Annotated in this window: 24 protein-coding genes; 10 read left to right on the forward strand and 14 right to left on the reverse strand. The window is 39.4% G+C overall.

What is annotated here, in order from left to right:
• Nucleotides 1–69: 69 nt before the first annotated feature.
• The 4 genes from pdaA to IEO70_RS10320 all read right to left on the reverse strand — a co-directional run bounded on the left by pdaA (nucleotide 70) and on the right by IEO70_RS10320 (nucleotide 3,906).
• Nucleotides 70–864: a delta-lactam-biosynthetic de-N-acetylase gene (gene pdaA / locus IEO70_RS10305; protein ID WP_190998293.1), complete on the reverse strand. Its 795-nt coding sequence runs from the start codon at nucleotides 862–864 to the stop codon at nucleotides 70–72.
• A gap of 141 nt (nucleotides 865–1,005) precedes the next feature.
• Nucleotides 1,006–1,320: a thioredoxin family protein gene (locus tag IEO70_RS10310; RefSeq protein WP_190998294.1), complete on the reverse strand. Its 315-nt coding sequence runs from the start codon at nucleotides 1,318–1,320 to the stop codon at nucleotides 1,006–1,008.
• Between the two features lie 323 nt (nucleotides 1,321–1,643).
• The gene (locus tag IEO70_RS10315) at nucleotides 1,644–3,176 is read right to left on the reverse strand and encodes a fumarate hydratase (protein ID WP_190998295.1); all 1,533 of its coding nucleotides are present in this window, start codon (nucleotides 3,174–3,176) and stop codon (nucleotides 1,644–1,646) included.
• Nucleotides 3,177–3,726: 550 nt separating this feature from the next.
• On the reverse strand, nucleotides 3,727–3,906 hold the full coding sequence (locus tag IEO70_RS10320) for an SE1561 family protein (RefSeq protein ID WP_190998296.1): 180 nt from the start codon (nucleotides 3,904–3,906) through the stop codon (nucleotides 3,727–3,729).
• Nucleotides 3,907–4,093: 187 nt separating this feature from the next.
• On the opposite strand from IEO70_RS10320, the gene yfkAB reads away from it, so the two are divergent.
• Complete coding sequence (yfkAB, locus tag IEO70_RS10325; RefSeq protein WP_190998297.1) at nucleotides 4,094–5,233, forward strand: radical SAM/CxCxxxxC motif protein YfkAB; 1,140 nt, start codon at nucleotides 4,094–4,096, stop codon at nucleotides 5,231–5,233.
• Between the two features lie 34 nt (nucleotides 5,234–5,267).
• Here the strand turns inward: yfkAB and IEO70_RS10330 are convergent, their stop codons facing one another.
• Nucleotides 5,268–6,083, reverse strand: coding sequence for a YfkD famly protein (locus IEO70_RS10330; RefSeq protein ID WP_190998298.1), 816 nt, complete (start codon nucleotides 6,081–6,083; stop codon nucleotides 5,268–5,270).
• A gap of 467 nt (nucleotides 6,084–6,550) precedes the next feature.
• Nucleotides 6,551–7,615, reverse strand: a complete 1,065-nt coding sequence (gene cax / locus IEO70_RS10335; RefSeq protein ID WP_190998299.1) for a calcium/proton exchanger — start codon at nucleotides 7,613–7,615, stop codon at nucleotides 6,551–6,553.
• A gap of 163 nt (nucleotides 7,616–7,778) precedes the next feature.
• Here cax and IEO70_RS10340 point away from each other — a divergent pair, with 163 nt between their 5' ends.
• Nucleotides 7,779–8,951, forward strand: a complete 1,173-nt coding sequence (locus IEO70_RS10340) for an MFS transporter (RefSeq protein WP_190998300.1) — start codon at nucleotides 7,779–7,781, stop codon at nucleotides 8,949–8,951.
• Nucleotides 8,952–9,195: 244 nt separating this feature from the next.
• On the opposite strand, the gene IEO70_RS10345 is transcribed toward IEO70_RS10340, so the two are convergent.
• From IEO70_RS10345 to IEO70_RS10355, 3 genes are read right to left on the reverse strand one after another with little or no spacing between them, the layout of a single operon-like run.
• The gene (locus tag IEO70_RS10345) at nucleotides 9,196–10,020 is read right to left on the reverse strand and encodes a YihY/virulence factor BrkB family protein (RefSeq protein WP_235973567.1); all 825 of its coding nucleotides are present in this window, start codon (nucleotides 10,018–10,020) and stop codon (nucleotides 9,196–9,198) included.
• Between the two features lie 29 nt (nucleotides 10,021–10,049).
• Nucleotides 10,050–10,415 carry a YtxH domain-containing protein gene (locus IEO70_RS10350; RefSeq protein WP_190998301.1) on the reverse strand — a complete coding sequence of 122 codons (366 nt, stop codon included), beginning with the start codon at nucleotides 10,413–10,415 and terminating at the stop codon, nucleotides 10,050–10,052.
• Nucleotides 10,416–10,435: 20 nt separating this feature from the next.
• On the reverse strand, nucleotides 10,436–10,909 hold the full coding sequence (locus tag IEO70_RS10355) for a low molecular weight protein-tyrosine-phosphatase (RefSeq protein WP_190998302.1): 474 nt from the start codon (nucleotides 10,907–10,909) through the stop codon (nucleotides 10,436–10,438).
• Between the two features lie 175 nt (nucleotides 10,910–11,084).
• Between IEO70_RS10355 and IEO70_RS10360 the strand changes: the two genes are divergently transcribed.
• Nucleotides 11,085–11,306 (forward strand): DUF1128 domain-containing protein, encoded by a 222-nt coding sequence (locus IEO70_RS10360; protein ID WP_190998303.1) that lies wholly within the window; start codon nucleotides 11,085–11,087, stop codon nucleotides 11,304–11,306.
• Nucleotides 11,307–11,989: 683 nt separating this feature from the next.
• Here the strand turns inward: IEO70_RS10360 and motB are convergent.
• Together motB and motA are read right to left on the reverse strand one after the other, a co-directional pair.
• Nucleotides 11,990–12,757, reverse strand: a complete 768-nt coding sequence (motB, locus tag IEO70_RS10365) for a flagellar motor protein MotB (protein ID WP_190998304.1) — start codon at nucleotides 12,755–12,757, stop codon at nucleotides 11,990–11,992.
• Entirely contained in the window at nucleotides 12,750–13,541 is a 792-nt protein-coding gene (gene motA / locus IEO70_RS10370; RefSeq protein WP_190998305.1) for a flagellar motor stator protein MotA, read from the reverse strand. The genes motB and motA overlap by 8 nt, the downstream gene beginning before the upstream one ends.
• 655 nt (nucleotides 13,542–14,196) lie before the next feature.
• Between motA and pflB the strand changes: the two genes are divergently transcribed.
• The 3 genes from pflB (at nucleotide 14,197) to pflA (ending at nucleotide 17,583) form a co-directional block, all read left to right on the forward strand.
• Nucleotides 14,197–16,422: a formate C-acetyltransferase gene (gene pflB / locus IEO70_RS10375; protein ID WP_190998306.1), complete on the forward strand. Its 2,226-nt coding sequence runs from the start codon at nucleotides 14,197–14,199 to the stop codon at nucleotides 16,420–16,422.
• A 222-nt stretch (nucleotides 16,423–16,644) separates the two neighbouring features.
• Entirely contained in the window at nucleotides 16,645–16,776 is a 132-nt protein-coding gene (locus IEO70_RS20195; protein WP_268938729.1) for a hypothetical protein, read from the forward strand.
• A gap of 51 nt (nucleotides 16,777–16,827) precedes the next feature.
• Nucleotides 16,828–17,583 carry a pyruvate formate-lyase-activating protein gene (pflA, locus tag IEO70_RS10380; RefSeq protein WP_190998307.1) on the forward strand — a complete coding sequence of 252 codons (756 nt, stop codon included), beginning with the start codon at nucleotides 16,828–16,830 and terminating at the stop codon, nucleotides 17,581–17,583.
• Between the two features lie 148 nt (nucleotides 17,584–17,731).
• Here the strand turns inward: pflA and IEO70_RS10385 are convergent, their stop codons facing one another.
• The gene (locus IEO70_RS10385; RefSeq protein WP_190998308.1) at nucleotides 17,732–19,399 is read right to left on the reverse strand and encodes a CoA-disulfide reductase; all 1,668 of its coding nucleotides are present in this window, start codon (nucleotides 19,397–19,399) and stop codon (nucleotides 17,732–17,734) included.
• A gap of 175 nt (nucleotides 19,400–19,574) precedes the next feature.
• Between IEO70_RS10385 and IEO70_RS10390 the strand changes: the two genes are divergently transcribed.
• The 3 genes from IEO70_RS10390 (at nucleotide 19,575) to IEO70_RS10400 (ending at nucleotide 21,380) form a co-directional block, all read left to right on the forward strand.
• Entirely contained in the window at nucleotides 19,575–20,126 is a 552-nt protein-coding gene (locus IEO70_RS10390) for a thioredoxin family protein (protein ID WP_190998309.1), read from the forward strand.
• 101 nt (nucleotides 20,127–20,227) lie between these two features.
• A complete protein-coding gene (locus tag IEO70_RS10395) occupies nucleotides 20,228–20,500 on the forward strand; it encodes an acylphosphatase (protein ID WP_190998310.1) in 273 nt (90 codons plus the stop codon).
• An 85-nt stretch (nucleotides 20,501–20,585) separates the two neighbouring features.
• Nucleotides 20,586–21,380, forward strand: a complete 795-nt coding sequence (locus IEO70_RS10400; RefSeq protein WP_190998311.1) for a TerC family protein — start codon at nucleotides 20,586–20,588, stop codon at nucleotides 21,378–21,380.
• Between the two features lie 61 nt (nucleotides 21,381–21,441).
• Here the strand turns inward: IEO70_RS10400 and megL are convergent, their stop codons facing one another.
• Nucleotides 21,442–22,632: a methionine gamma-lyase gene (megL, locus tag IEO70_RS10405; protein ID WP_190998420.1), complete on the reverse strand. Its 1,191-nt coding sequence runs from the start codon at nucleotides 22,630–22,632 to the stop codon at nucleotides 21,442–21,444.
• Nucleotides 22,633–22,800: 168 nt separating this feature from the next.
• Complete coding sequence (locus tag IEO70_RS10410) at nucleotides 22,801–23,988, reverse strand: DEAD/DEAH box helicase (protein ID WP_190998312.1); 1,188 nt, start codon at nucleotides 23,986–23,988, stop codon at nucleotides 22,801–22,803.
• Nucleotides 23,989–24,243: 255 nt separating this feature from the next.
• On the opposite strand from IEO70_RS10410, the gene brnQ reads away from it, so the two are divergent.
• A complete protein-coding gene (brnQ, locus tag IEO70_RS10415; protein ID WP_190998313.1) occupies nucleotides 24,244–25,554 on the forward strand; it encodes a branched-chain amino acid transport system II carrier protein in 1,311 nt (436 codons plus the stop codon).
• Nucleotides 25,555–25,665 lie beyond the last annotated feature (111 nt).

Consider the following 25,665-nt stretch of genomic DNA (forward strand, 5'->3'; position numbering starts at 1 on the left):
TAACTTGGCATATTTAATCAAAGAAAAACTCCCCCTGCCGCTGTCGCTTTAGAGAGAGTTTGTCATTAATTATCTGAAGCCTTCAGGTAATTCTCGTTCTAGCATAAAGTCATCAAGGCTTTTAAAAGTGTAGCCCTGTTTCTTCGCATCCACGATGATTCGTTCCAATGCATCAGCATTATCTTTGGAGACACTGTGAATTAGCATAATTGACCCCGGATGGAGTTGCTTCATTACTTGGTCATAAGCATAATCTGCACCTCTTTGCTTATCCACTTCCCAATCACGATAAGCCAGTGACCAAAAGATATGCGTGTAGCCTGCTTTCTTAGCAATATCCATTGTTCTCGCACTGAAAACCCCGCGAGGAGGACGCAAATATTGCATCACTTTTTGCCCTGTCAATTCCTTCGTTTTATCACGGACCATGTTCAGCTCTTTCACTATTTCCGCTTCCGACATCGTCGTTAAATCCGGGTGGCTCCATGAATGATTGCCGATGATATGTCCTTCTGCAGCCATTCTTTTTGCCAAATCAGGGGCTGTTTCTAAATAATGACCGGTAACGAAGAAGGCTGCCGGCACTTCGTGCTTTTTCAAAACGTCGAGCACTTGCTTCGTATAGCCATTCTCATAACCGTTATCAAAAGTTAAATATAAATATTTTGCATTGCCCTTTCTTTTATAATGGGCACTGTGCATTTCGACAAGCGCATTCAGCTCAGCACCGGCATCGGCCGGCACACCATCGCGGCTCTTCACAAAACCCCAACCGTAAGCTTTATTAGATAACTCCGCATGAGTAATGCCGCTAAAAGAAATACTTAATATGCAAACACAAATAAAAATCCATGCTTTTCTCATATACCAATATCCTCTCTATCACGTTCGTATGTTTATTATTTGTGTTCTTGAGCAAAACGATGAGAGTAAATAATGGCAGTTACCATGCGCTGAGGCAATAAAAGAGGCTGAATCAAAAAACCCATTCAGCCTTTCATTTACTTATAAGCTATCCAAAAATTCCCCGACTGCTTCCGGTGTTTTCGCATTTGCGCTATGAAGATGCGCTAATTTCTCTCCGTTTTTGAAAACTAATAATGAAGGAATGCCCATGACATTTTGTTCGTCAGAGATTTCTGGGAATTCATCACGATCGATTGTAAACCATTTTAGATTCGGATGCGCTGCGATCACTTCATCTATAAACATATCGAGACGCTTACAGTCAGGGCACCAAGTTGTTGTAAAAATGCCGACTGTCAGCTCGCCACTCTCAATTTGCTCTTTATATTCCTGCTCAGATGTAATTTGCTTCATTATAATGCCTCCTTATCGATTATATTCATATATTATAACCGTTTATTCCGATAGATTATAAAGAAATTGCTTAAACATTGATCTATAGTGGCTTTTCATTGAATTTTCCGTTATTCCCGACACCACATTCAGTCCAAATTTATGTAAAATCAATTCACTATCCGGAATAATCAGTCCACATTTGAAATTAATCGGTCTATATTTCCAAACAATCGGTCCACTTCCGATATTTTTCAGTCCTAAAATGAAAATATTCAGTCCAAACCATAATGTAAAAAAAGCTGCCCTTGTCTATTGACTTTGAGCAGCTCTCATAGTTTTAATTAAAATACTTTTTCAGCGAATTTTGATAATTTTTCCAACGAAGATTTGTCAATATCTTGGTGAAGACTGTTCCCATGAGAATCCATTGTGACAACCGCTTTGAAGCCTTCAACTTTTAAGTGCCACATTGCTTCAGGGATACCGAATTGCATTAAGTCTACGCCTTCAACAGATTTGATGCAGTCTGCATAGTATTGCGCTGCTCCGCCGATTGCATTCAAGTAAACGCCGCCGTGCTCTTCTAAAGCAGCAAGTGTTTTCGCACCCATACCGCCTTTACCGATAACTGCACGGATACCGAAACGTTTCATGATATCGCCTTGGTAAGGCTCCTCACGAATACTTGTAGTCGGACCAGCTGCTTTTACATGCCATTGTCCTTCTTCATCTTTCAGCATAACCGGACCGCAATGGTAAATTACTTGGCCATTTAAGTCGATTGGCGCATCGTTGTCGGATAAATATTTATGGATTGCGTCACGACCTGTGTAGATCATGCCGTTAATCTTAACAACGTCACCAACTTTTAAAGAACGGATTTGTTCTTCTGTAATCGGTGCTTGAAGTACGATTTCTTTTGCTTCTTCTGTTTTTTCAGTTTTTTCTTCGGAAACAAGATTTACTTTTTCGCCTTCTTGGTATAACCATTCGTTAATTGAACCAGTTGCTGGGTCAACTTTTACGCCTAGACGACGGAACGCCCAACAGTTATATGCTACAGAAACGAAGAAGCTTGCCGGAATACGGTGCATAACGCCGACTTTACAACCAAGCAAAGTTGTTTCTCCGCCGAAGCCCATTGTTCCGATTCCAAGTTCATTTGCATGCTCCATAACGTACTCTTCTAATTTGCGAAGATCTTCGTTAGGGTTCACATCATCCGCACTGCGGAATAGTTGTTCCTTAGCTAGATCATAGCCGGAAGAACGGTCACCGCCGATACCGACGCCGATGAAGCCGGCACTGCAGCCTTGACCTTGCGCTTGGTAAACGGAGTGCATGATACATTTACGAATACCATCAAGGTCACGGCCGGCACGACCAAGTCCTTCTAATTCGCACGGAAGGCTGTATTGGATATTTTTATTTTCACATCCGCCGCCTTTAAGGATTAGGCGAACATCGATATAATCTTTTTCCCACTGTTCAAACTTAACGACTGGTACGCCAATCCCAAGGTTGTTTCCGCTGTTTTCGCCAGTTAAAGAGTCAACAGAGTTCGGGCGCATTTTTCCGTCCTTAGTCGCTTGAACCATTGCATCATAAATCGCTTGTTTCAATTCAAGCTGATTAACGCCGATTGGTGTTTTAATTTTAAAAGTAGGCAGTCCTGTATCTTGGCATATAGGTGAAACGTTTTCATCTGCCATTTTAATATTGTCTGCAATAGTTGCCAAACTCATCGCTGAACGTGTTCCCGCAATCTCACGTTCCTTCGCTTGTTTTAAGGCGCGTCTAACGTCTTTAGGCAAGTTTGTTGATGTTTCTACGATAAGCTTGTACATGCTTTCTTGAAATTTTTGTACATTCATGCTTATTCCCCCCTCAAAAATATGACCAGCTAAACTGTAAATGTTAGAAAGTTAAAACTTTTCCCCAAAATTTATTATACTTTTTTATTGTGACAAGGAAAAGAAATAAGAAGAAATAGGAGGAAAATTCATACTTTTACACATTAAGAAAAACCGTCACCGGTCCTTTTTCATCATGATTATGCTACTTTGATTCACTTCGATGAAAAAGGAGACATGCGAAAACCTAAATGCGGAAGCGGGCCGTTTAGCCCCGACCAGCATAAGACGAATCACGTAGGAAATTGTAAAATTTCTGGAGTGATTTGGCTTATGACCTCGAGGGGCTGGCCGCTGAAGCTAGACAATGACTTAGAAGGAACAGCGACTAAGGGCGCTACGTCCTGTAGCAACGTCGCTGTGACTCTCATCCTGAGAGCCCCACACAAGAAACCCGAACTTGGTTTCTTGGGGGAGGTAGCTTAGGACCAAGCATGGCAGGTGTAAGGTTAGACAGTTATCCAAGTTCAGGAAACACATTTTGAGAACAAAAAAAGAGCCGAATAGGCCCTTATCTCGTTTTGAATTGCTCACATTTCACTTCTAGCTCATCTAATATTTCAAGTAGACGGTCTACGTCCTCAAGATCCGCCTCTTCCGGATCAAGATTGTCTAAAACCTCCAGGAACATCGTCAATCTATGCTTTAGGAAATTGACTTGGTCATCTTTATCATATATCGGTTTACCCATCTTTGTTGTGCTCCTTTCAGCGCCAGGCGTATGTAATATATGCTTTAGTATACCTATTTTCCTATAAAAAACAATAAGTTCGTATGAATTGTATTTATCAATCAAAAAAGATACAGTAATAATGTTTTAATGAAAAATAACCTCACATATACTTTCTTAAAAGCCCATCTGTAAGGAGACTTTATATATGATAACGAATGAAAAAAACGCATTGCAGCCGATCACCACGAGCTACGATCCATGGGAAGCCTATCTTGATATAGAACAGTTCGGAAAACCGCAGCTTACGAATATCGAATTTACGACGACGAACTTGTGCAATATGCGATGCGAACATTGCGCAGTCGGCTATACATTGTCGAATAAAGATGCGGACGCGCTTCCGCTTGATTTGATCTTGCGACGGTTGGATGAAGTCGAGCATTTGAAGGCTATAAGCATTACCGGCGGAGAGCCGATGTTATCGAAAAAAAGCGTAGAAAACTATGTTGTACCGCTATTGAAATATGCACATGAACGCGGCGTTCGTACACAAATGAATTCGAATTTGACAGTTGAGCTCGGTAAATACGATAGCGTCATTCCTTATTTGGATGTACTCCATATATCACACAACTGGGGAACGATTGACCAATTCATCGACAACGGTTTTTCGATGATGGAAAGACTGCCATCCCGTCAGCAAAGAGCCAAACTTTTCGATCGGATGATTGAAAACAGCCGCGAGCTGTCTAAACAAGGAGTGTTTGTATCCGCCGAGACAATGCTAAATAACCGGACGCTTCCATATTTAGAGAACATTCATAAGCAAATTGTCGACGAAATGCTCTGCAAGCGCCACGAAGTGCATCCGATGTACCCAAGCGACTTCGCTTCCGCGCTGAAAGCTGTATCACTTAATGAAATACGAGATGCGATTTCATACCTGCTTGACATCCGTGATGAAAATGTATGGATGTTATTCGGTACCTTGCCTTTTTATCCTTGCAGCAGCAACGAAAAAGATATCGAACTATTAAAAAAGCTCTACACCGGCAAAAATGTCACAGTCCGCAATGACCCGGACGGACGCTCTCGTTTGAACGTCAATATTTTCAACGGTGAAGTCATTGTCACGGACTTTGGCGATGCGCCACCTTTAGGGAATATTCAACATGACCGTTTAACCGATGCTTTTGACAACTGGAATAATACTGCCCTTGCTCAAACATTAAACTGTCATTGTCCAGCCGTAAAATGTTTAGGGCCAAACGTGCTTGTGAAAAATTCCTATTATCCGGATACGGACTTTAAAGTACGCTCAGCACACCCCTCTTTAAAGCGCTAAAAAACGGGCCTCTACAATATAGAGGCCTATTTTTTTATTTTGGCTGAGCTGTTGCAATAAAGCCAAATGAAAGATGGTCTTGTACCGGAATCCAAGCACCAATCCCTTGCGATGTAACATTTTTAATCACAAGCGATTTCTTATTACCTTTTAAGACCAGATACACTTCTCCATATGTCACTTTTCCTTTTTCATTCACAGCGCTGGCATATGCATATAAATAACCGATTCTTGATGGAGGCAAATCATAAGCACGTTCATTTTTGGTGCCTGCCCCAATAATGGTTTCAAATGATAGCGGCAAATTTGTTTTTTCAGATGCTTTCAGAAGCATCATCTTTTGAACATCCTTAGCACCTGGAATTTTAGCAGTCAGGCCACCTTGCACAACCTTTTGCATTTCCTGTACGTAATGCATTCGATACGGCGTGTTCGAGCCTCTATTGTCATGAAAATTAGTATTGATTTTTTGATATTCCCAATTAGGTGCCGTTTCTGCTGATTCATAATTCAGCGCCCAATGTCCCAAATAAATGGTGGCACGGTAGCCTAATGCAAAAGGAGCCTTTGAAATTGACGATTCATTTAATATTTGAATAAGTTCCGGATTCTCGATTTTCACATCAGCTGATGATATTAAACTTTTTGTCAAATCGCTCGGCTGTAAATAAGGCAAATCTTGACTCGGATTTGGATACGTATTTTCTTTGGCAATTTGAACGACAGATGGGGGTATTTTGAACGCTTCTTCTTTTTTTGGAACCGGTACAGATTTTGCATTCGCAAAAGCAAGGCATGGACTTAGCAATAATAGTAACCCGAAGCCTATACTAATCATTCTTTTTTTCATATTTACAACGAACTCCCTTTCAGAGAAGTATTAAATTTAATGGTAGGTAAAGCCGCTTTGAAATTTAGCTTTTGTATGGAAGCCAGAGAATATGCAAAAAGTTAAGGCATCGGAAAACAATATTTATTTTTAAATGTTTTGAATATTTACTTTTTAAATAAACCGTATTATAATTAACGTAATCTTAATTTAAAGGAGGGGAATCGTCAGACCACACCATCCAAGTTAAGGGGGTATGTCGACCGATTGAACCATTCCGATTTACCAAATGATTTGAAGTCAAAAAAAGAAAGCGGTGAATTTTCCTACAAATTTTATCTTCCAGGTTGTCATGCACGTTTGTTTTGAACAAGTAAGCGAAAACGATCAGTAAGATTAGTTGTCGGATTTCCATATGTACGTAAGAGAAACTCATATATCATAAAAATGACTCTGCAGTCGTCAATGCGCAGAGTCATTTCTTATTTCTATAATAAGTAAAAACCAATCCCCATAATAATATATGCGGCCAAAAGCGTCGCTCCTTCAAACCAATTTGTCTCTCCATCATTAGAAAGAATAATAATTAAAAACACAGATGTTACCATTACAATCAGTTCCGGAAGCGTAAAGACAAGCGGCATACTTTCAGGAAACAGTAATGAAATCAACACTAACAATGGCGCTACAAACATTGAAATTTGCAAAGTCGAGCCGACAGCAATCTCCACTGCAATATCCATTTTATTTTTAACAGCAAAAATAATCGCTGATGCATGCTCAGCTGCGTTCCCGACAATTGCCACAATGATAATACCGATAAACAGTTCCGTCCAACCAAAATAATTGCCGACAATGTGAAACGTATGTACAAGCTTTTCTGAGATATAAGCAACGGCGACTGTTGCAAGCAGTAAAATAATTAAAGCCTTCTTCCTCGACCACTCCGGCACTTCCTCTTCCTCTTGACTGCTTGAAAACTCATCTGCATGCTGATAAACACCACGATGCGTCACTAATTTGAAAAATAGAGCCGCCAAGTAAAGTAAAATCATAATGATCGATATGCCGACACTTAAAGACATCGTCTGCCGATCCGTCATTGTCTGAGAAAAAATTTCTGGAATGACGAAGGCTACAATGACCGCAAAAACAAGCAATCCCGCGTTATGACGCGCATCATACACATTAAATTTCTGCGTTTTATACTTTAGCCCCCCGATAAAGAACGATAATCCAGCAACAAGTAACAAATTACCAATCACCGATCCGGTCAGTGAAGCCAATACAACGCCGACTAGACCGGCTTTAATGGAAAAAATCGCGATGATTAGCTCGACAGCATTACCAAATGTCGCATTCAGCAGACCACCGACGCGCGGCCCCATAACGACTGCCAAGCTTTCTGTTGCCCTTCCCATGAAACTCGATAAAGCTATAATCGTTAAACAATAAATAACAAACATAAGAATACTCGACCAATTCAGCAGACTTCCAGCTATCGATAAAGGAACTCCTGCATAAACAAGAACTAAAAATATTTTATTAACCATAATCATTGACCTCACTTTCCGACAAACATCAAAGCATAGGTTGTCCTAAAATTCTCGATCTTATGATATTCCCCGTTGATGATAAAATATTTCACGAAAAACTATCCAACTTTCAAATTCAGTAGTAACATAATTTTTAGAAAAATATAAAAGGTTGGGTAATATGATCAATAATCAACTAAGGTTCATCATACTTGTTGCAATTGTCAGTATATCGGGGTTTTCCCAAGGAATGCTAATGCCTCTGATTGCCATTATTTTTGAAGGGGACGGCGTACATTCGTCCATTAATGGGCTGCATGCGACCAGTCTTTATATCGGGGTGCTACTGGCCTCGCCATTAATGGAAGCACCGCTGCGACGATTCGGCTATAAGCCGCTTCTGCTTGTTGGAGCCGCTTCAGTGGCAATAGCTCTGGCATTATTTCCGATATGGAAATCATTCTGGTTCTGGTTTCTGCTTCGACTGATTATCGGGATTGGAGACCATATGCTTCATTTTGCGACCCAGACATGGATTACCTCTATCTCACCGGAAGCAAAGCGAGGACGTAACATCGCTATATATGGTTTGTTTTTCAGTCTCGGCTTTGCGTTCGGTCCGATGATGGCCAATATGGTCAAAATTCATGAAGCAATGCCATTTATTGTTTCATCTATTATTACGGTAATTGCTTGGCTAGCTATATTACTGTTAAAAAATGAGTTTCCCAAATCAACAATCGACACAAGTTCTTTAATGGGAACATTTAAGCGATTTAAAAGCGTATTTAAATATGCATGGGTAGCATTACTTCCACCAATGGGCTTCGGATTTTTGGAGGCGTCTTTAAACGGAAACTTCCCGGTATATGCCTTGCGGAACGGTTTCGATGTCAATGCGGTCGCCATTATTTTGCCGGCCTTTTCAATTGGGAGCATCATCTTCCAAATGCCGCTCGGAATGCTCAGTGATACATATGGACGAAACAAAGTGCTGAAGATTATTCTTTCGCTTGGCGCAGCCGTTTTTCTCGTTGCAGGATTCATTCAAGGCTCTGTCCTCGGGCTGCTCATCTGCTTCGGTCTTGCCGGAATGATTGTCGGCTCTACTTTCTCACTAGGTATTAGCTACATGACCGATTTATTGCCAAGAGATTTGTTACCGGCCGGAAATTTAATGTGCGGGATATTTTTCAGTCTCGGAAGCATGATTGGTCCATTCATAGGCGGGCTGACAATTCACTACTTTGCGGGCGGCTCATTCTTTTATTTACTAAGCATCATGCTGATGGTGATTCTGATTTGTATGTTTTTGTTCAAAGGAGAGACAAAAACAGCATTACACACTCAATGAATGGTGTGTAATGTTGTTTTAAAAATAAAATAATCCTCTCACCGTAAAGTGAGAGGATTATCTCGTTAATGATAGCCGTTCTGCCCGTTAGCAGAGCTTGACGTTTTATGCTTTGGCTTATTTTTGCCTTTTTGTTTCTTTTTCTTAGACATCGTTCCAAACGCCCTTTCCTTCAAATGTGCTAAATATTTTTGCACACCTTTAGTATCGGAAAGCTTGTACGAAACTATGTTGACAAAAAAAGCTAATCAACTCTGCTCCCCATGGCATTGATCTCACTGCCGAGAATGATGACAAAAGCAAGAATATAAAACCAAAGCATCAATATAATGATGCCGCCCAGACTGCCGTAAGTATTACTGTAATGTCCAAAGTTATTAACGTAATATGAAAAGCCGATTGAACCGATTGTCCATCCAAATGTCGCAAATAAAGCTCCCGGCAAAACAAGACGCTGTTTCATCTTCACACTTGGAAACACGCGATATAAAATCAAAAACATAATAAACAGCACAAGCGTACTTAATACCCAGCGGATAGCATCCCACACATCTAAAAAGGCTTGATTAATGCCGATATGCGAAAAAATATATATTGCGATTTGCTTTCCGAATACGGGAAGCAACAGAACAAGTAAAAATACAAAAATCATTCCAATTGTCAAAGCCATTGAAATGAGTCGGGTAAAGAAGTACTTTCTTGTATTGACAATGTCATATGCCACATTAAATGCCTTTGTAATTCCATTCAAAGCATTCGATGCTGTCCAAAGCGTACCAATAATACCGACAGACAATAATGTTCGGCTGCTTGTCATAATGCGATCCAATTGAGAAGTGATTATCGCCATAGACTCCGTCGGAACATATTCACTTAAATAGGTAATGATATAGTCCTCAGTTATAGGAAGATACGGAACAAGTGTGAACAAGAAAATCAAGAGCGGAAAAACAGATAATAAAAAGAAAAAGGCCAATTGAGCAGCCATCCCCGAAACATCATGTTCCATTGTTCGTTTAAAAAGCATTTGTCCAAAAGCAAAGCTTTTTTTTACATTTATCCTATTCAATGCAACACCCCATCGAATAAAAAATCGAATTAATCCTGTTCTTGTTTAACAGAACCGGCAACAGCATCCTTCGTCTCCTTCACAACCGATGCCAATTGAGGAGGAATCTCCTTCAATATTTCTACCTGGTTTGCGATAACAGATACATCTTCGGTTACACTTTCAATAGTGGCTCTTACCTTATCGGATGTTTCCTTAATTTTATCCGTAACGATTTCCGGATTCTCCACTAAATTGTAAGCAGCCTTCGCCCCTTTTTTCGCACATGCAACAGTCGCCTCCCTTGTTTGGCGATCAAGCATGCTAATAGCTGCACCCGCAAGAGCACCTATTAAAATTCCTTTCCATAGCTTGTTTTTACTAGTTGTAGTATATGCCTGCTCCTCTTGATTCATGATATTTGCCCCTTCCATTCTTAATTCAGGTGATGTTCTTCTTTAATTTTCTTTAAAAGCTGCTCGCAGCCTTTTTTCACAAGATCGTGCACCTCTTCAAAGTTCCCAGTGAAATACGGGTCCGGCACATTTTTGATTGCCGTATCCGGCACAAGGTCCAATAAGCGCACAATTACAGCGTCACTCTCTCCTGTTTGAAAGCTTTTCATGTTTTCCATATTACTTTCATCCATGCCGACAATATAATGAAAAGTTTCAAAGTCAGAAGCCTTCATTTGTCGTGCTTTCATCCCTTCATAGCTGACTCCTTTTTCATCAAGCAAATCACGCGTGCCCTGATGCGGCGGATGTCCAATGTGCCAATCTCCTGTACCTGCAGAGTCGATCACGATTTTATCTTCCAGCTTTTCTTTTTTGACTAAATCGCGAAATAATGCCTCTGCCATCGGTGAACGGCAAATATTCCCGAGACAAACGAATAAAACATGTACCAAATTGTCCACACTCCTAGTGATGTTATTCCATACTTACATATTAGTATACTTCCTCTTATTTTTCCTTTCTTTTTTCATGCTATGAAATAATTCATAACGATGTGTAGCAGTTCGTTGACAAGAAAGTATAAGTATGAAAATATGGAATGAACGATAGGGAGAAAGGAAGAGTATAATGGATTTAACTCAAAATACGGCCGAAAACGTGGAGTATATGATAGAAAAGATTAAAGAAAAGCTGCGAATGATGAATATCGGGGCTGTTAAGTCTACTCATTTCAACAGTGATATGTACGATGAACTTCATGATTTATACAAAATGGTTATGAAAAAACAAACATTCAGCCCAAGCGAAATGGAAGCGATCGCTGCTGAACTTGGAAATTTAAAAAAATAACTACTCAGAGTTGCCAATATGGCAACTCTTTTTTCTTCTGACAAAAAACGCCCTCCCTTCATATAACTTGTCGAAAGCTTTTTTGAACATTTTATGACAATTTTATGTATTTTAGGTAAATTTAGTTATATACTATTATTAATTAACAGCAATGTTAAGCATGATCATTCATATCCTTAGGAGGAGTTAGAATGACAATCGTCCACATCTTACATTTTTCAATACCTATTGGAAGCATGCTTGTAATCGGTTACTTGCTTGATAAATTGAGCAAACCCGATCCTAAGCTGCAAAAACAAAATGAGTAACCCTTTATAGGCTGTTACAACGCCAATTAAAGTTCACCTAATAATTCCCCGTTATTTTCCCATAACAATCTGTTATGGGCTTTTTTATGAACAAAAGCGCAAGTGCCCCGTTTAGCACTGTATGAACTGGAGGCCGCCGACCAAGATAAAGAAAACACGAAGAACGATAGTGATTCGATATTGACTTATCGAAGGGAGGTTGCCGAAGGGCAATAGGTGCTGGGCGCTGGAGCTAGACGTCGCTACACTTTTCCCAACTTATACACAATGTAGATTTTTCTAATTTCCAATAGCAGTAGAAAAACCGTTAACGGTCCTTTTCTAAAAACTAAAAAAGACTATTCAGGATGTAATCTTCCCAAATAGCCTCTTTTTTTACATATCCAATTGTGTTCTTGGAGCAATTAAAATTTCCACACGTCTGTTTTTCGCTCTTCCGTCTTCTGTTTCGTTTGATGCAACAGGTTTAAATTCGCCATACCCCTTTGCACTAAACCACTCCGGATTCAGCTGATTATTATCTAAAAGAATTTTCATAAAGTTAACTGCCCGAAGAACACTCAAATCCCAGTTAGATGCAAATTGCGAGTTTGAAATCGGTATATTGTCCGTATGCCCGCTGACAATAATACTTCTGGGTAAATCCATTACTATCAGGTCCGAAATTTCTCTTGCTATGTGCATATCTTGTACCCGAATGTCGGCACTGCCCGATTCGAATAAGACATTATCACGAATTACAACCAATAAACCTTCTCCGGTTAATTTTGTATCAAGTACTTCTGTTAAATTACTTTCCTCAATATACTGGTTCACTTTTTCCTGAAGTTCAGCTAGCTCCTGCTGATCTTTTTCTTCTAATTTCCCGTTGCCTTTCTCCCTATCAACAAGCGCACCTTCATTGTCTTTTGATGGAGGAGAGGAACCGTCAATAGGAGAACTGAATTCTAAAACACCAGTTCCGCCAGCGAATACATCATTAAATGATTTGGAAAGTTGCTGAAATTTTGTGGCATCAACAGAACTCATCGCAAATAGCACAATAAATAAAGCTAATAATAGCGTTAAAATGTCGGCATACGGAAGCAGCCATGACTCATTAATATGTTCTTCATGGTGCTTCTTTTTTCTGCGTCTAGCCATTTCGCTTCACATCACCTTCTAGCCATCTTTTACGATCCTCAGCCGGCAAGTAAGATGTTAGCTTTTGTTCAATTGTACGAGGCGCTTCACCTTCAATGATCGATAACACACCCTCAATCATCATCGTTTTGATTTTCACTTCTTGCCTTGATTTGCGTCGTAACTTATTGGCAAAAGGATGCCATAATACATAACCCGTAAAAATCCCCAATAATGTCGCGACAAAGGCAGCCGAAATAGCAACACTTAATTCATCTGTATCTGCCATATTGGACAAAGCAGCTATTAATCCGACAACAGCCCCTAGTACTCCCAACGTCGGAGCATATGTGCCTGCTTGGGAAAAGATTGCCGAGCCGGTCTGATGACGCTCCTCCATCGCTTCTATTTCTTCTGTTAATATGTCTCTTATGTAATCTGCACTCTGTCCCTCAACTGCCAAGCTTAAACCGTTTCGTAAAAATGGATCTTTGACATTTTCAGAAATTCCTTCAAGTGCCAATAAGCCTTCCTTACGTGCGATAACAGCCCAATCAGAAAAAGTTTTGATCAACTCTTCCGGAGCCACTTCGCTCTTTTCCTTAAAAATAATTTTAAATAACTTCGGTACTCTTTTGATCTCATTAGCAGGAAATGCAATTACAACTGTCGCAACAGTCCCAAGTATAATGATTAGAATGGCTGCCGGATTAATCAGCGCGCTTAAGCTGACTCCTTTTAGCACCATCCCTACTCCTACTGCAATAACTCCCAGTATAACTCCAATAATAGATGTCTTATCCATGAAAACTCACCCGACTTTACTATATTCTATCTATTTATCATATCGGTAAGAATTTTGAAAAAGTGAGTATTTTTAATATATTTAACAAGAAAATTTTAGTTTTCGTAATATAATTCATAAAATTCATACGATTAGTTGTGAAAATATAGTTCCAGAACTTCAGTTAGAAAAAAATATATTATGTTTTAAATCCTCTTACCAGGGACCAAAATATATGGGCGCAAAACCTACCTACTAATACAGAAGATTTTCTTAGAGAATTCCTAGTTCTTTCAAGACAATCTTTTTTTATGTTCTTCCCTATTAAACAAAGTAGTACAGATCATATTTTCTCCACCTTTTTATAGTACAGATAAAAAATATTTACTAGTACAGTTTTATATGAACCGCTTTCAAATGATTCACCTTAAATTCATTATTTTAATATTAAAATAATGAACATCTATAGTTTTTATAGAAAAATTTAGAATAACAATAGATGAAAGCGTTTAAATTCATTATTTTAATATAACTATTCACAAATCGTCCACAATATATAATGAAATAACGCTTCCATGTGTAGTATTCTTTGTATATAATCTGTTATATAGTTAAACGAATAACTGTATTAAACAATTATAAATTATATAAAAAACACTGAAGGGTGGAATACTAAATGCAACAATGGAGAGGCTTCCAAACTGGTATTTGGAACAAAGAAATCGATGTACGTGATTTCATTATCAAAAACATCACAGTTTACGATAAAGACGATTCTTTCCTGGAAGGCCCAACTGAAGCTACAAAACAACTTTGGGCTCAAGTTATGGATCTTAACAAACAAGAACGTGAAGCTGGCGGCGTTTTGGATTTAGATTCTAAAATTGTTTCAACTATCACTTCCCACGCTCCTGGATACTTAAACAAAGAGTTAGAACAAGTTGTTGGTTTCCAAACTGATGCTCCATTCAAACGCTCTCTACAACCATTCGGCGGAATTCGTATGGCTGAGCAAGCTGCTGAATCATATGGTTTCCACGTAGATGAAGAAGTAAAAGAAATCTTCACTAAATACCGCAAAACACATAACCAAGGTGTATTCGATGCTTACACAGATGAAATGCGCCTAGCACGTAAAGCTGGTATCATCACTGGTCTTCCAGATGCATACGGCCGCGGACGTATCATCGGTGACTACCGTCGTGTAGCTCTTTACGGTGTAGACTTCTTAATCGAAGAAAAGAAAAAAGACTTACGCAACACAAGCAAAGTAATGTCTGAAGACACAATTCGCCTTCGCGAAGAACTAAACGAACAAATTCGTTCACTAGGCGAATTAAAACAAATGGCTGCTGCTCACGGATTTGATATCTCAGCTCCAGCTAACAATGCTCGTGAAGCATTCCAATGGTTATACTTCGCTTACCTTGCAGCAATTAAAGAACAAAACGGCGCTGCAATGAGCTTAGGACGTACTTCTTCATTCCTTGATATTTATATCGAGCGTGATCTTCAAGAAGGTACTCTAACAGAACAAGAAGCACAAGAAATCGTAGACCACTTCGTTATGAAGCTACGTCTTGTAAAATTCGCTCGTACACCTGATTACAACGAGCTATTCAGTGGAGACCCAACTTGGGTAACTGAATCAATCGGTGGTGTGTCTCTAGACGGAACTCCATTAGTAACTAAAAACTCATTCCGTTTCTTACACACATTATCAAACCTTGGACCAGCTCCAGAACCAAACTTAACTGTACTTTGGTCAACAAAATTCCCACAAGGGTTCAAAAACTTCTGTGCGAAAATGTCGATCCAAACAAGTGCGATCCAATACGAAAACGACGACTTAATGCGTCTTGAGTATGGCGATGACTATGCAATTGCTTGCTGTGTATCTGCTATGCGTGTTGGTAAACAAATGCAATTCTTCGGAGCTCGCGCTAACTTAGCAAAAACTTTACTATACGCTATCAACGGTGGTGTAGACGAAAAACTAAAAGTTCAAGTATCACCTAAGTTTGCACCTATCACTTCTGAAATCTTAGATTTCGACGAAGTAATGGACAAATTCGATACAATGATGGATTGGATCGCTGAACTTTACATCAATACACTAAACGTTATTCACTACATGCACGATAAATACAGCTACGAAAGAATTGAAATGGCATTACATGACACTCAAATCCTTCGTACAATGGCGACTGGTATCGCTGGTCTTTCAGTAGTAGCTGACTCTTTATCTGCTATTAAATATGGTCAAGTTAAAACAATCCGTGACGAAAACGGTATCGTAGTTGACTTCGAAACAACTGGCGACTATCCAAAATACGGTAACAATGATGACCGTGTAGACCAAATCGCAGTTGAACTAGTTGAAAACTTCATGACTAAACTGAAAAGACATGCTACTTACCGTAACTCATTAACTACAATGTCAATCTTAACGATTACATCTAACGTAGTATACGGTAAGAAAACTGGTAACACTCCAGACGGACGTCGCGCTGGCGAGCCATTCGCTCCAGGTGCTAACCCAATGCACGGACGTGATACAAAAGGTGCTCTAGCATCATTAGCTTCAGTAGCTAAATTGCCATACAAATATGCATTAGACGGTATCTCTAATACATTCTCTATGGTACCAAAAGCGCTTGGTAAAGAAGAAATGAGCCAAGAAGCTAACTTAGCGGCTATCCTTGATGGTTATGCATCTAAGAAAGGTCACCACTTAAATATCAACGTATTTAACCGTGAAACTTTACTTGATGCTATGGAACATCCAGAAGAATACCCACAATTAACAATTCGTGTATCTGGATACGCAGTAAACTTCATCAAGTTAACTCGCGAACAACAAATCGATGTAATCAACCGTACTTTCCACCAAAGTATGTAATTTTAAAAGCGGAAGTGACCGGTTAGCACCGTATGAACTGGACTGCTTCAACTGAAGATAAAGGAAACTCGAAGAGCGCAGCGATTGGATGTTGACTTATCGTAAGGAGGAGCGGGAAGTTCACTAGGTGCTGGTCACTGCAGCTGGATATTACAAAAGCGGAAGCACCCCGGTTAGCGGCAGATGGACTGGAGCTCTCCGACTGGAGATAAAGGAGATACGATGAACGTAGTGAATCGATATCGACTTATCGCAAGGAGGATAGCGAAGGACACTAGCCGTTGGGGTGCTGCAGCTGGACGATATAAAAGCGGAAGTGACTTTTTCACTTCAACTGGACAAAAGCTAAAGTGAAACAAACTCCCCTCCTGACCCCCACTCAGCGGGGAGTCAGGAGGTTTTTTTATGGTAACGGGAAATATTCATTCAGTAGAAACATGCGGAACAGTTGATGGACCAGGAATTCGTTATATTGTATTTACACAAGGATGCATGCTGCGCTGTCAGTATTGCCATAATGCAGATACATGGTCGATTGGAACAGGTAAAAATGTCACTGTCGATGAAATCTTAAACGATTTGGAGTCTTATCGTCCTTTCTTTGAAGCTTCCGGTGGAGGTATTACAGTAAGTGGCGGAGAACCTCTATTCCAAATTCCATTTGTGACAGAGCTATTCAAAGCTTGCAAAAAGAAAGGCATTCATACGACAATCGACAGCTCAGGCGGTTGCTTCTCTGAAAGACCTGAATTCTTAGCCCAACTTGACGAATTATTGGAGTATACAGATTTAATTCTTGTTGACCTAAAACATATCGACCGGGAAAAACATAAACGATTGACTGGTAAATACAATGACCATATTTTAAAATTTGCTCAATATTTATCAGATAAAAACATCCCTGTTTGGATTCGCCATGTTCTTGTTCCAGATGTCACTGATTTTGACGAGGATTTAGAAAAGCTTGGCGAGTTTATCGGTACATTGAAAAATGTACAAAAAGTAGAAGTGCTTCCGTATCATAAATTGGGTGTGTATAAATGGGAAACTCTCGGTCTAAAATACCCTCTTGAAAATACAGAGCCACCTTCTGATGAACGTGTCGAAAATGCGTACAAGCTGTTGACACAGCATCTAAACTTGTCAGTTCCTGCAAAATAAGCAATTATTGTCCGGGAAATATCAGATATTTTGACGAAAAAAGGCAGCCGTGATATCAATCACGGCTGCCTTTTTTCGTCTTAAGAAAGTATATATTTTTGAACTAATATGGCGGTCCAACCTTACACCCCGGTGACGGTTTTTCTTTTTACTTCACTTCTTGCTTTTGCACACCATACACAGACGCATATGTTTTCCAGCCTCCACTTACATTAACTACATCATAGCCATGAAGCGATAATATACGGCTTGCTAAGTATCCTCTCAAACCAACTTGGCATGATACATAGATTGTTTGATTTTGCGGCAATTCATGCAGACGATCACGAATCTCCCCTAAAGGAATATTAATTGAATGAGGAATGTAGCCATTCTCTCTTTCATGTGGGTCTCTTACATCGACTAATAACGCCCCATCTTTCACAAGCTCATCTATCTGATTATAGTGAACAACTTTCGCATCGCCATCCACTATATTCGATGCGACATAACCGAGCATATTGACCGGGTCCTTCGCTGATGAAAACGGCGGTGCATATGCTAATTCCAAATCAGCCAAGTCATATACCGTCATACCGGCTTTAATAGCCGTTGCCACGACATCCACTCGCTTTTCAACGCCGATTTTACCAACCGCTTGCACACCATAGATTGTTCCGTCTTCTTTATTAAATGTCAGTTTTAATGAAATCGGACTGCCTCCCGGATAATAACCGGCATGGGCTGCCGGATGAATATGAATTGCTTCGTATTGTTTTCCTAAACGTTTCAATGTTTTCTCGTTATGCCCTGTAACAGCGACAGTCAAGTCGAATACTTTTGCCACTGCTGTGCCGAGGATACCTTTATACGGTGTCTTCTTGCCGTATAGATTATCAGCGACAATACGACCTTGGCGATTTGCCGGTCCAGCTAGTGGAACCATTGTATCAAAATCAAAAATGTAATCTTTCGTTTGAATAGCATCACCGATTGCATAAATGTGCTCATCACTTGTTTGCAATAATTCATTTACAACAATGCCGCCACGCTCACCTATATCCAAGCCAGCTTCTTTCGCTAGTTCACTTTCCGGTCTGACGCCAATCGACATAATCGTTAAATCACTCTCAAGCTCTTTTCCACTCGCAAGCACAAGACGACCACCACGCTCTTTAAATTGCACCACTTGATCGTTAAATAAAATTTCTACACCTTTTTCTTTCAAATGCGCATGAACAAGGCTCGCCATTTCATAATCAAGTGGACCCATCACCTGATTCGACACTTGAACAACCGTTACTTTCAAACCGCGGTGCACTAAATTTTCTACCATTTCAAGACCAATAAATCCCCCACCTATCACAACCGCATGCTTCGGATTTGTTTCATCCACGACAGCTTTGATTCGGTCTGTATCCGGAATATTTCTCAAAGTATAAAGATGCTCCGCTTCATGTATACCTTCTACGTCAGGCACAATTGCACGTGCTCCAGGTGACAGAATCAACTCATCATACGATTCTTCATACGTTTCACCAGTCGCTAAATTTAAAGCAGAAACTGTTTTTCTATCTCGATTGATTGATATTATTTCAGTTTGGTTGCGAATATCTAAAGCAAACTTCTTCGACATACCTTCTACCGTTTGTACAAGGAGCTTTTGACGATTTTGAATAACTTCTCCTATATAATAAGGCAGTCCGCAATTGGCAAACGAGATGTGTTCTCCTCTTTCAAATAACACAATATGTGATTGTTCATCTAATCGTCGTAACCTTGCAGCTGCTGTCGCTCCGCCCGCTACACCGCCTACGATCACTATTTTCTTCGTCATACCTATTCCCCCAATAACTCTCTAATTTTATATTAGCTTCATTATATACCCCATAGGGTAATATGTAAACCTCATTAATGTTTAGATTTATTGAACATCGGAGGAAGTTGAAGCCAAACATTAAAACACATTTATTTTTTTTATTATGATAAACTTTTATAAAGGAGGATGAAGTATGAATTTAAATGATTGGTTTAATAATGGTATTACAGCTGAGCAATACATAAATAATATGAGCATAAATAAGGAAGAAATGCTAGCAATCAAACAGCACTATTCCCTGAAAGAACCAGATGCCATTCATTCACTGCAAAATCGTCATTTGCGGGCGCTTGTTCTAACTGCCGATTGGTGTGGGGATGCAATGGTTAATCTTCCTATCTTTATGACTATTGCTGATCAAGCAAATATTGATGCAAGATATTTCATTCGCGATGAAAACATGGAGCTTATGGATCAGTTTCTGACAAATGGAACCGCTCGCTCCATACCTATTATTGTATTAATAAACGAAGACGGCAGTGTTCATGCAAAGTGGGGCCCTCGAGCAAAAAAGGTGCAACATCTTGTAGACGAAAGTAAATCTGCGCTCCCACCAAAAGAGCATCCTGATTTTGAGCAGGCTTTCAAACAATTCATTCAAAAAATGACTGTCCTTTATACAACGGACAACGCTATTTGGGAAGTAATTGAAGAGGATATGCTATCAGTTTTCACTAATAACTGACTTTCCATTAAATCCCTATTCGTATTTACTGTCGATGTAGATTTAATATGATAAACTTATTTGTACAGGTTTCGACAATGATTTAAGGAGTGATGTCGCTAATGCGAGTAGTTTTCTTAAAAGTAGAAGGTCATGTACAAGGAGTAGGATTCCGTTATTTCACCTCCCTCATTGCCGAAAACCATCATATTAAAGGCTGGGTTCGTAATACACCAGACGGAAATGTAGAAATTGAAGCAGAAGGCAAAGAGTATAACATTGAAGCCTTCATTAAAAACATTAAAGAAGGGCCTCGCTTCTCAAGAGTAGAGAAAGTTACAGTGACAGAACTCGATCAACCAAAAGATTATAAAAAATTCGAGCTGCGTTACTGATATATATAAGTCATGTTTATGTAATACTATGGAAAGATAACTAGAAAAGGCATTTTTCTAGTTATTTTATTTGGAGGAAATCATCTTGGATATCGTTCATCAAGTTTTATCCACCTATTCATCTTTTTTCGATTTGGATATGTGGGTGCAAGTGCTGACAGACCCCGTATCATGGGGCTTGATTGGTTCTTTAGTTGTCATTGAAGGATTGCTGTCAGCCGATAATGCACTTGTATTAGCTGTTTTAGTGAAGCATCTGCCGGAGAAGCAACGAAAGAAAGCTCTTCTTTACGGTTTGATTGGCGCGTATATTTTCCGATTCTTATTTATTGGCATCGGTGTCTATCTTGTGAAATTTTGGTTCATTAAAGTATTAGGCTCTGCCTATCTTGGCTGGCTTGTTTATAAATACTTCCGCGATAAAAAAGCAGGAGAACATGAAGAAGAGACGAAGAAATTCAATAAAAACAGCTGGCTCGTCCGCACATTCGGAATGTTTTGGGCAACTGTCATTTCTGTAGAACTGATGGATGTTGCCTTTTCAGTCGATAGCATTTTAGCGGCATTCGCAATTTCAGATAAAGTATGGATTTTATTATTGGGCGGTATTCTAGGCATTTTAATGATGCGTACTGTTGCTGGTCTATTCTTAAATTTGATTGTGAAAATACCAGAACTTGAAACAACGGCATTCATTTTAATCGGCATTATTGCCTTAAAAATGTTAGCGAGCGTCTTCGGATTCGAAATGTCCCATGCTGTTTTCTTCACGATTTTGCTGGTAGCATTCACTCTAACATTTATTGTTCATTTCTTGAATAATAAGCGTAATGATGCAGCCAAACAAGAAGCTGCTGCTGCGGCAGAGAAAAACAAATAAAGAATTCCAATGAAACAGGCTGTCTTATAAGTGTCACCACACTTTAAGACAGCCTGTATTTTTATATAGCTTTTAAAGCCTGCTGAAGGTCGTGCCATATATCCTGCCACGCCTCCAAACCGATTGATAGCCGAATGAGCTGATCGGTAATCCCCATCTCCAACCGATTTTTCTCCGGGATTCCGGCATGGGTCATCGAAGCCGGATGCTGAATTAACGTTTCTGTATCCCCAAGACTGACAGCAATCTTTAGCAATTTCAGTTCATTCAGGAATTTTTGCGCATCTTGCTTACTTCCGACAATTTCAAAAGAAATCAAACCTCCTCCTTTTTTCATTTGCTTCTTCATAATTGAATAATCGGGATGATTTTCGTCCTCGGGAAAATAAATCGCCTTTACTTTTTTATGTTTTTTCAGCTTTGTAAAAATCCTTTTGGCATTTTCACAATGGCGATCCATCCGGACCGGCAATGTTTTTAAGCCTCTAAGCAAGAGCCAAGCATCAAATGGCGACAGAATACCTCCCATATCCTTATGTGTTGTTTTTCTGATTAGATTGATTATTTCGTTTGACCCGACTGCCATACCCGCTACTACATCACCATGTCCGCCGATATATTTCGTGGCGCTATGAACAGCTACATCGCATCCGAGCTCTAATGGTTTTTGCAAATAAGGCGTCGAAAACGTATTATCTACTACAACCTTAATACCTTTCTTCTTCGCAAACTCTGCAACCATCTCCAAATCAATCACTTTCATCGTTGGATTAATCGGTGTCTCTATAAAAATACAAGTAGTCTCCGGGCGGACAGCCTTCTTTAACTCCGCCTCACTCGAAAGCCAACTGAACGTATGCTTTATTTGATATTTCTCTTCCATCATTTTTAGCAACCCGAACGTACAACCATATAAACCTTGTGAACAAACGATATGATCACCTGCTTTTGTTAAGGAAACAAGTACAGCTGAAACAGCCGCCATCCCTGAACTAAAGGTTAAAGCGGTTTCTCCACCTTCTAACAGAGCCATTTTCTCTTCCAACGCTACCACAGTCGGGTTACCTAACCGAGAATATATATATCCTTCTTCCTGTCCGGCAAAGCGTTGTTCCCCCTGCTCCGCTGTTTCAAAAGCAAACGTTGAAGTTTGATATATCGGTACAGATAAACTACCTAGATGATTTGCCGCTTCATATCCATGATGGATGATAGCTGTTTCAATATTTTTATAAGACTCCTTCAATCCCATCACTCCTTCTCCACCACTCTTTAATTCCGCTTATTAAAGTATATGAAGAAGACTAGCCGGATGACTAGAAAAACCGCCACCGGTCCTTTTCTAAGTAATGCTTCCCTTATAAAGAAAAAGCCGATACGGAAAGTCAAAGATATGACTTCTCGTATCGACATGTCTACATTATTTCTTATTTATTTTGAATCCAGGCTTTTTTACAGGGCGCTGTGGCTTGTTTTCACGTTTCGCTTCAACAATTTTCCCTTTATAGAACTCTTTCTTCTCTACTTGAAGATCAAGCTTTTTCGTCAATTGTTTTAATTCTTTCTCTTCCGATGGCGTAATGATGCTGATGACTGTTCCGTCATTGCCCGCTCTTCCGGTTCTTCCTGAACGATGTGTGTATTGCTCAAGCGTTCTTGGCAAGTCATAGTGGACAACAGTAGTCAGTCCTTTTATATCTAATCCTCGCGCTGCCACATCTGTGCAAAGAAGCATTGACACTTGACCTTTTCGGAAACTTTTCAAAGCGTTTTCTCTTTCACTTTTGCTTGATTCAGAATGCAAAATCGCAATCGGAAGTTCCTTGAACTTCAATTTGCTTGAAACAAGGTTCATATCACCAATGTCCTTCATAAATACAAGAGCTTTTACGTCCTGCAGACGGGCAATTCTTTCAAGGTAAGCAATTTTATCTCGTTTTTCACAAACGAAATACATATGGTCGACCTTGCCCATGAATTGGTCATCTCTCTTAATCGAAATATCAATCGGGTTGTCCATTAATTGCGCCAATGCTTCCATAATATTCGGCGTAACAGTAGCTGAGAACAGTACCACTTGGCGCTCCTTCATCGTTGACTTAACGATGCCTGCTATAGTATCGAAATGTTCCGGTACAATCAGTGTATCGCCTTCATCTAATACAATTGTTTTAACCGCATGCATTTTCAGCTTTTTCTGCTGTAATAGTTCCTGCACCTTGCCGGGAGTTCCAACAATGATATGCGGCTTTTTCTTTAGCTTCTCTAATTGTCTTTTTAAGTTGGCACCGCCAATAAAAGAGGCACTACGGATGTTAGTTTGTGCCGTCCATTTAATGATTTCCTGATGAATTTGCATAACAAGCTCGCGTGAGGATGCCAATATCACCGTCTGCAACTGGATTGATTCAGCATCGATATTAGCCAATAAAGGAAGCAAATAAGCTAATGTCTTACCTGTACCTGTCGGTGATTGCGCAATTAAATCGCTGCCGTTCATAATAACCGGATAGGCTTCTTCCTGAATAGCTGTTGGTTTTTGAAATCCTTCTTTCTTCCAAGTCTCCTGCAAGAAGTCGGGAAGATTATTTATAAATGATGAGTTCATCAATATTTCTCCTTAAAATCTTTATTCATTGTTACAACTACAATATTTTCAACTGTACCATATTTCAATTGATTTGATAAATCATTAATCCATTCACAACCTATATAATACAAAATTATATTCGAATAAGTTCCCACATATTGCATGCCCTTTAAAGCAAGAACGAACTATACTTGCATATGTTCAGAAAAGTATAGAAAAATAATGATTATCTTGTTATACTTCTTAAAACAACATGACGAAAGGAATGAAACTATGCAAAAACTTTCAAACAAGCAACTTGTTTTAATGAGTTTTATGCTGTTCTCGATGTTCTTTGGAGCAGGAAACTTAATTTTCCCTGCCTTCCTTGGACGCGCTTCCGGCACAGAAACTTGGCTATCGATGGCCGGATTTATTATATCAGCAGTCGGTTTACCCATTTTAGGTGTTATGGCCATTGCAAAAATCGGAAGTTTAAACTCTTTAGGCAACCGTGTATCACCGATGTTCGCACTTATTTTTCCTATTATTATTTACATATCCATTGGACCTTTAATGGCGATTCCAAGAACTGCGACTGTCTCCTTTGAAATGGCGGTAAAACCTTATATTTCTAACAGCTCTCAAACAATGACAATTGCACTTATTATTTATTCCGTTATCTTTTTCTCTGTAGCGCTTTGGCTGAGTCTTTCACCAAGCAAACTAATTGATCTATTCGGAAAACTTTTAACGCCTACTTTACTGATCCTGTTATGTATTATCTTTATTAAAAGCTTAATTACACCGTTAAGCGGTGCGACAGCCCCAACAGCTGATTATAGTGAAGCTACTCTTGTTAAAGGCTTTCTTGACGGCTATTTGACAATGGATTTATTAGCTTCCCTTGTTTTTGGCATTGTCATCGCCAATACAGTTCGCCGGCAAGGCATCACTGATAAGCGAAGTCTTTCTTACTCAATGATGGTTGCAGGAATCGGAGCCGGCATTTTGCTTACGCTAATTTATTGCCTGCTTGGTTATTTAGGAGCTTCAAGCGGAATCAAATTCGGACAAACCGACAACGGTGCTTCTGTTCTGTTGCAAGTAATGGGACAATTGTTCGGCAATTTCGGGACAGTATTTCTTGGACTGATTTTCTTCATTGCCTGTCTATGTGTCGCAATCGGTCTAATTATTTCATGCAGTGAATACTTTTCCATGAATATACCGCGTTTGAGCTACAAACAATGGGCAATTATTATTACAGTTATTAGTGCTATCATAGCTAATTTAGGGCTAAATGCGATTCTTTCCTTCTCAGTGCCGGTTTTAGGATTAATTTATCCTGTGGCTGTTGTTCTAGTCATTTTAGCGATGATTGATGAAATGATTAAGAGCAAAAAATCGATTTACGTATGGAGCATTACTTTAACCGCTCTTTACAGCCTTGTTTCAACAATCAACACTTCTCTACTGGATGCTCAATTAGATGTTTACTTGCAATACATTCCTCTTCATTCAGTCGGGGTAGGCTGGATATTACCGGCTATAATAGGTATTGTGATTGGTGCTATTATCCCACAAACTAAAACTGCTTCTTAACTCTATAAGATATGCTTTCGCTTATGTGAAAGCATCTTTTTATTTACCTAAAAATACTATAAAATCTATAAAATACCATTTTATGATAAAATGTTATAGTAGTCATCTAAT

The sequence above is a fragment of the Peribacillus faecalis genome, from assembly GCF_014712675.1.
Lineage (GTDB): Bacteria > Bacillota > Bacilli > Bacillales > DSM-1321 > Bacillus_AD > Bacillus_AD faecalis.

Coding starts and splice junctions, on each gene's coding strand:
- IEO70_RS10340 (WP_190998300.1), top strand. CDS start 7,779: ATGATCAATAATCAACTAAGGTTCATCATACTTGTTGCAATTGTCAGT.
- yfkAB (WP_190998297.1), top strand. CDS start 4,094: ATGATAACGAATGAAAAAAACGCATTGCAGCCGATCACCACGAGCTAC.
- brnQ (WP_190998313.1), top strand. CDS start 24,244: ATGCAAAAACTTTCAAACAAGCAACTTGTTTTAATGAGTTTTATGCTG.
- IEO70_RS10395 (WP_190998310.1), top strand. CDS start 20,228: ATGCGAGTAGTTTTCTTAAAAGTAGAAGGTCATGTACAAGGAGTAGGA.
- IEO70_RS10390 (WP_190998309.1), top strand. CDS start 19,575: ATGAATTTAAATGATTGGTTTAATAATGGTATTACAGCTGAGCAATAC.
- pdaA (WP_190998293.1), bottom strand. CDS start 864: ATGAGAAAAGCATGGATTTTTATTTGTGTTTGCATATTAAGTATTTCT.
- IEO70_RS10360 (WP_190998303.1), top strand. CDS start 11,085: ATGGATTTAACTCAAAATACGGCCGAAAACGTGGAGTATATGATAGAA.
- megL (WP_190998420.1), bottom strand. CDS start 22,632: ATGGGATTGAAGGAGTCTTATAAAAATATTGAAACAGCTATCATCCAT.
- pflB (WP_190998306.1), top strand. CDS start 14,197: ATGCAACAATGGAGAGGCTTCCAAACTGGTATTTGGAACAAAGAAATC.
- cax (WP_190998299.1), bottom strand. CDS start 7,615: ATGGTTAATAAAATATTTTTAGTTCTTGTTTATGCAGGAGTTCCTTTA.
- motB (WP_190998304.1), bottom strand. CDS start 12,757: ATGGCTAGACGCAGAAAAAAGAAGCACCATGAAGAACATATTAATGAG.
- pflA (WP_190998307.1), top strand. CDS start 16,828: ATGGTAACGGGAAATATTCATTCAGTAGAAACATGCGGAACAGTTGAT.
- IEO70_RS10320 (WP_190998296.1), bottom strand. CDS start 3,906: ATGGGTAAACCGATATATGATAAAGATGACCAAGTCAATTTCCTAAAG.
- IEO70_RS10385 (WP_190998308.1), bottom strand. CDS start 19,399: ATGACGAAGAAAATAGTGATCGTAGGCGGTGTAGCGGGCGGAGCGACA.
- IEO70_RS10350 (WP_190998301.1), bottom strand. CDS start 10,415: ATGAATCAAGAGGAGCAGGCATATACTACAACTAGTAAAAACAAGCTA.
- IEO70_RS10315 (WP_190998295.1), bottom strand. CDS start 3,176: ATGAATGTACAAAAATTTCAAGAAAGCATGTACAAGCTTATCGTAGAA.
- IEO70_RS10410 (WP_190998312.1), bottom strand. CDS start 23,988: ATGAACTCATCATTTATAAATAATCTTCCCGACTTCTTGCAGGAGACT.
- motA (WP_190998305.1), bottom strand. CDS start 13,541: ATGGATAAGACATCTATTATTGGAGTTATACTGGGAGTTATTGCAGTA.
- IEO70_RS10310 (WP_190998294.1), bottom strand. CDS start 1,320: ATGAAGCAAATTACATCTGAGCAGGAATATAAAGAGCAAATTGAGAGT.
- IEO70_RS10330 (WP_190998298.1), bottom strand. CDS start 6,083: ATGAAAAAAAGAATGATTAGTATAGGCTTCGGGTTACTATTATTGCTA.
- IEO70_RS20195 (WP_268938729.1), top strand. CDS start 16,645: ATGAACGTAGTGAATCGATATCGACTTATCGCAAGGAGGATAGCGAAG.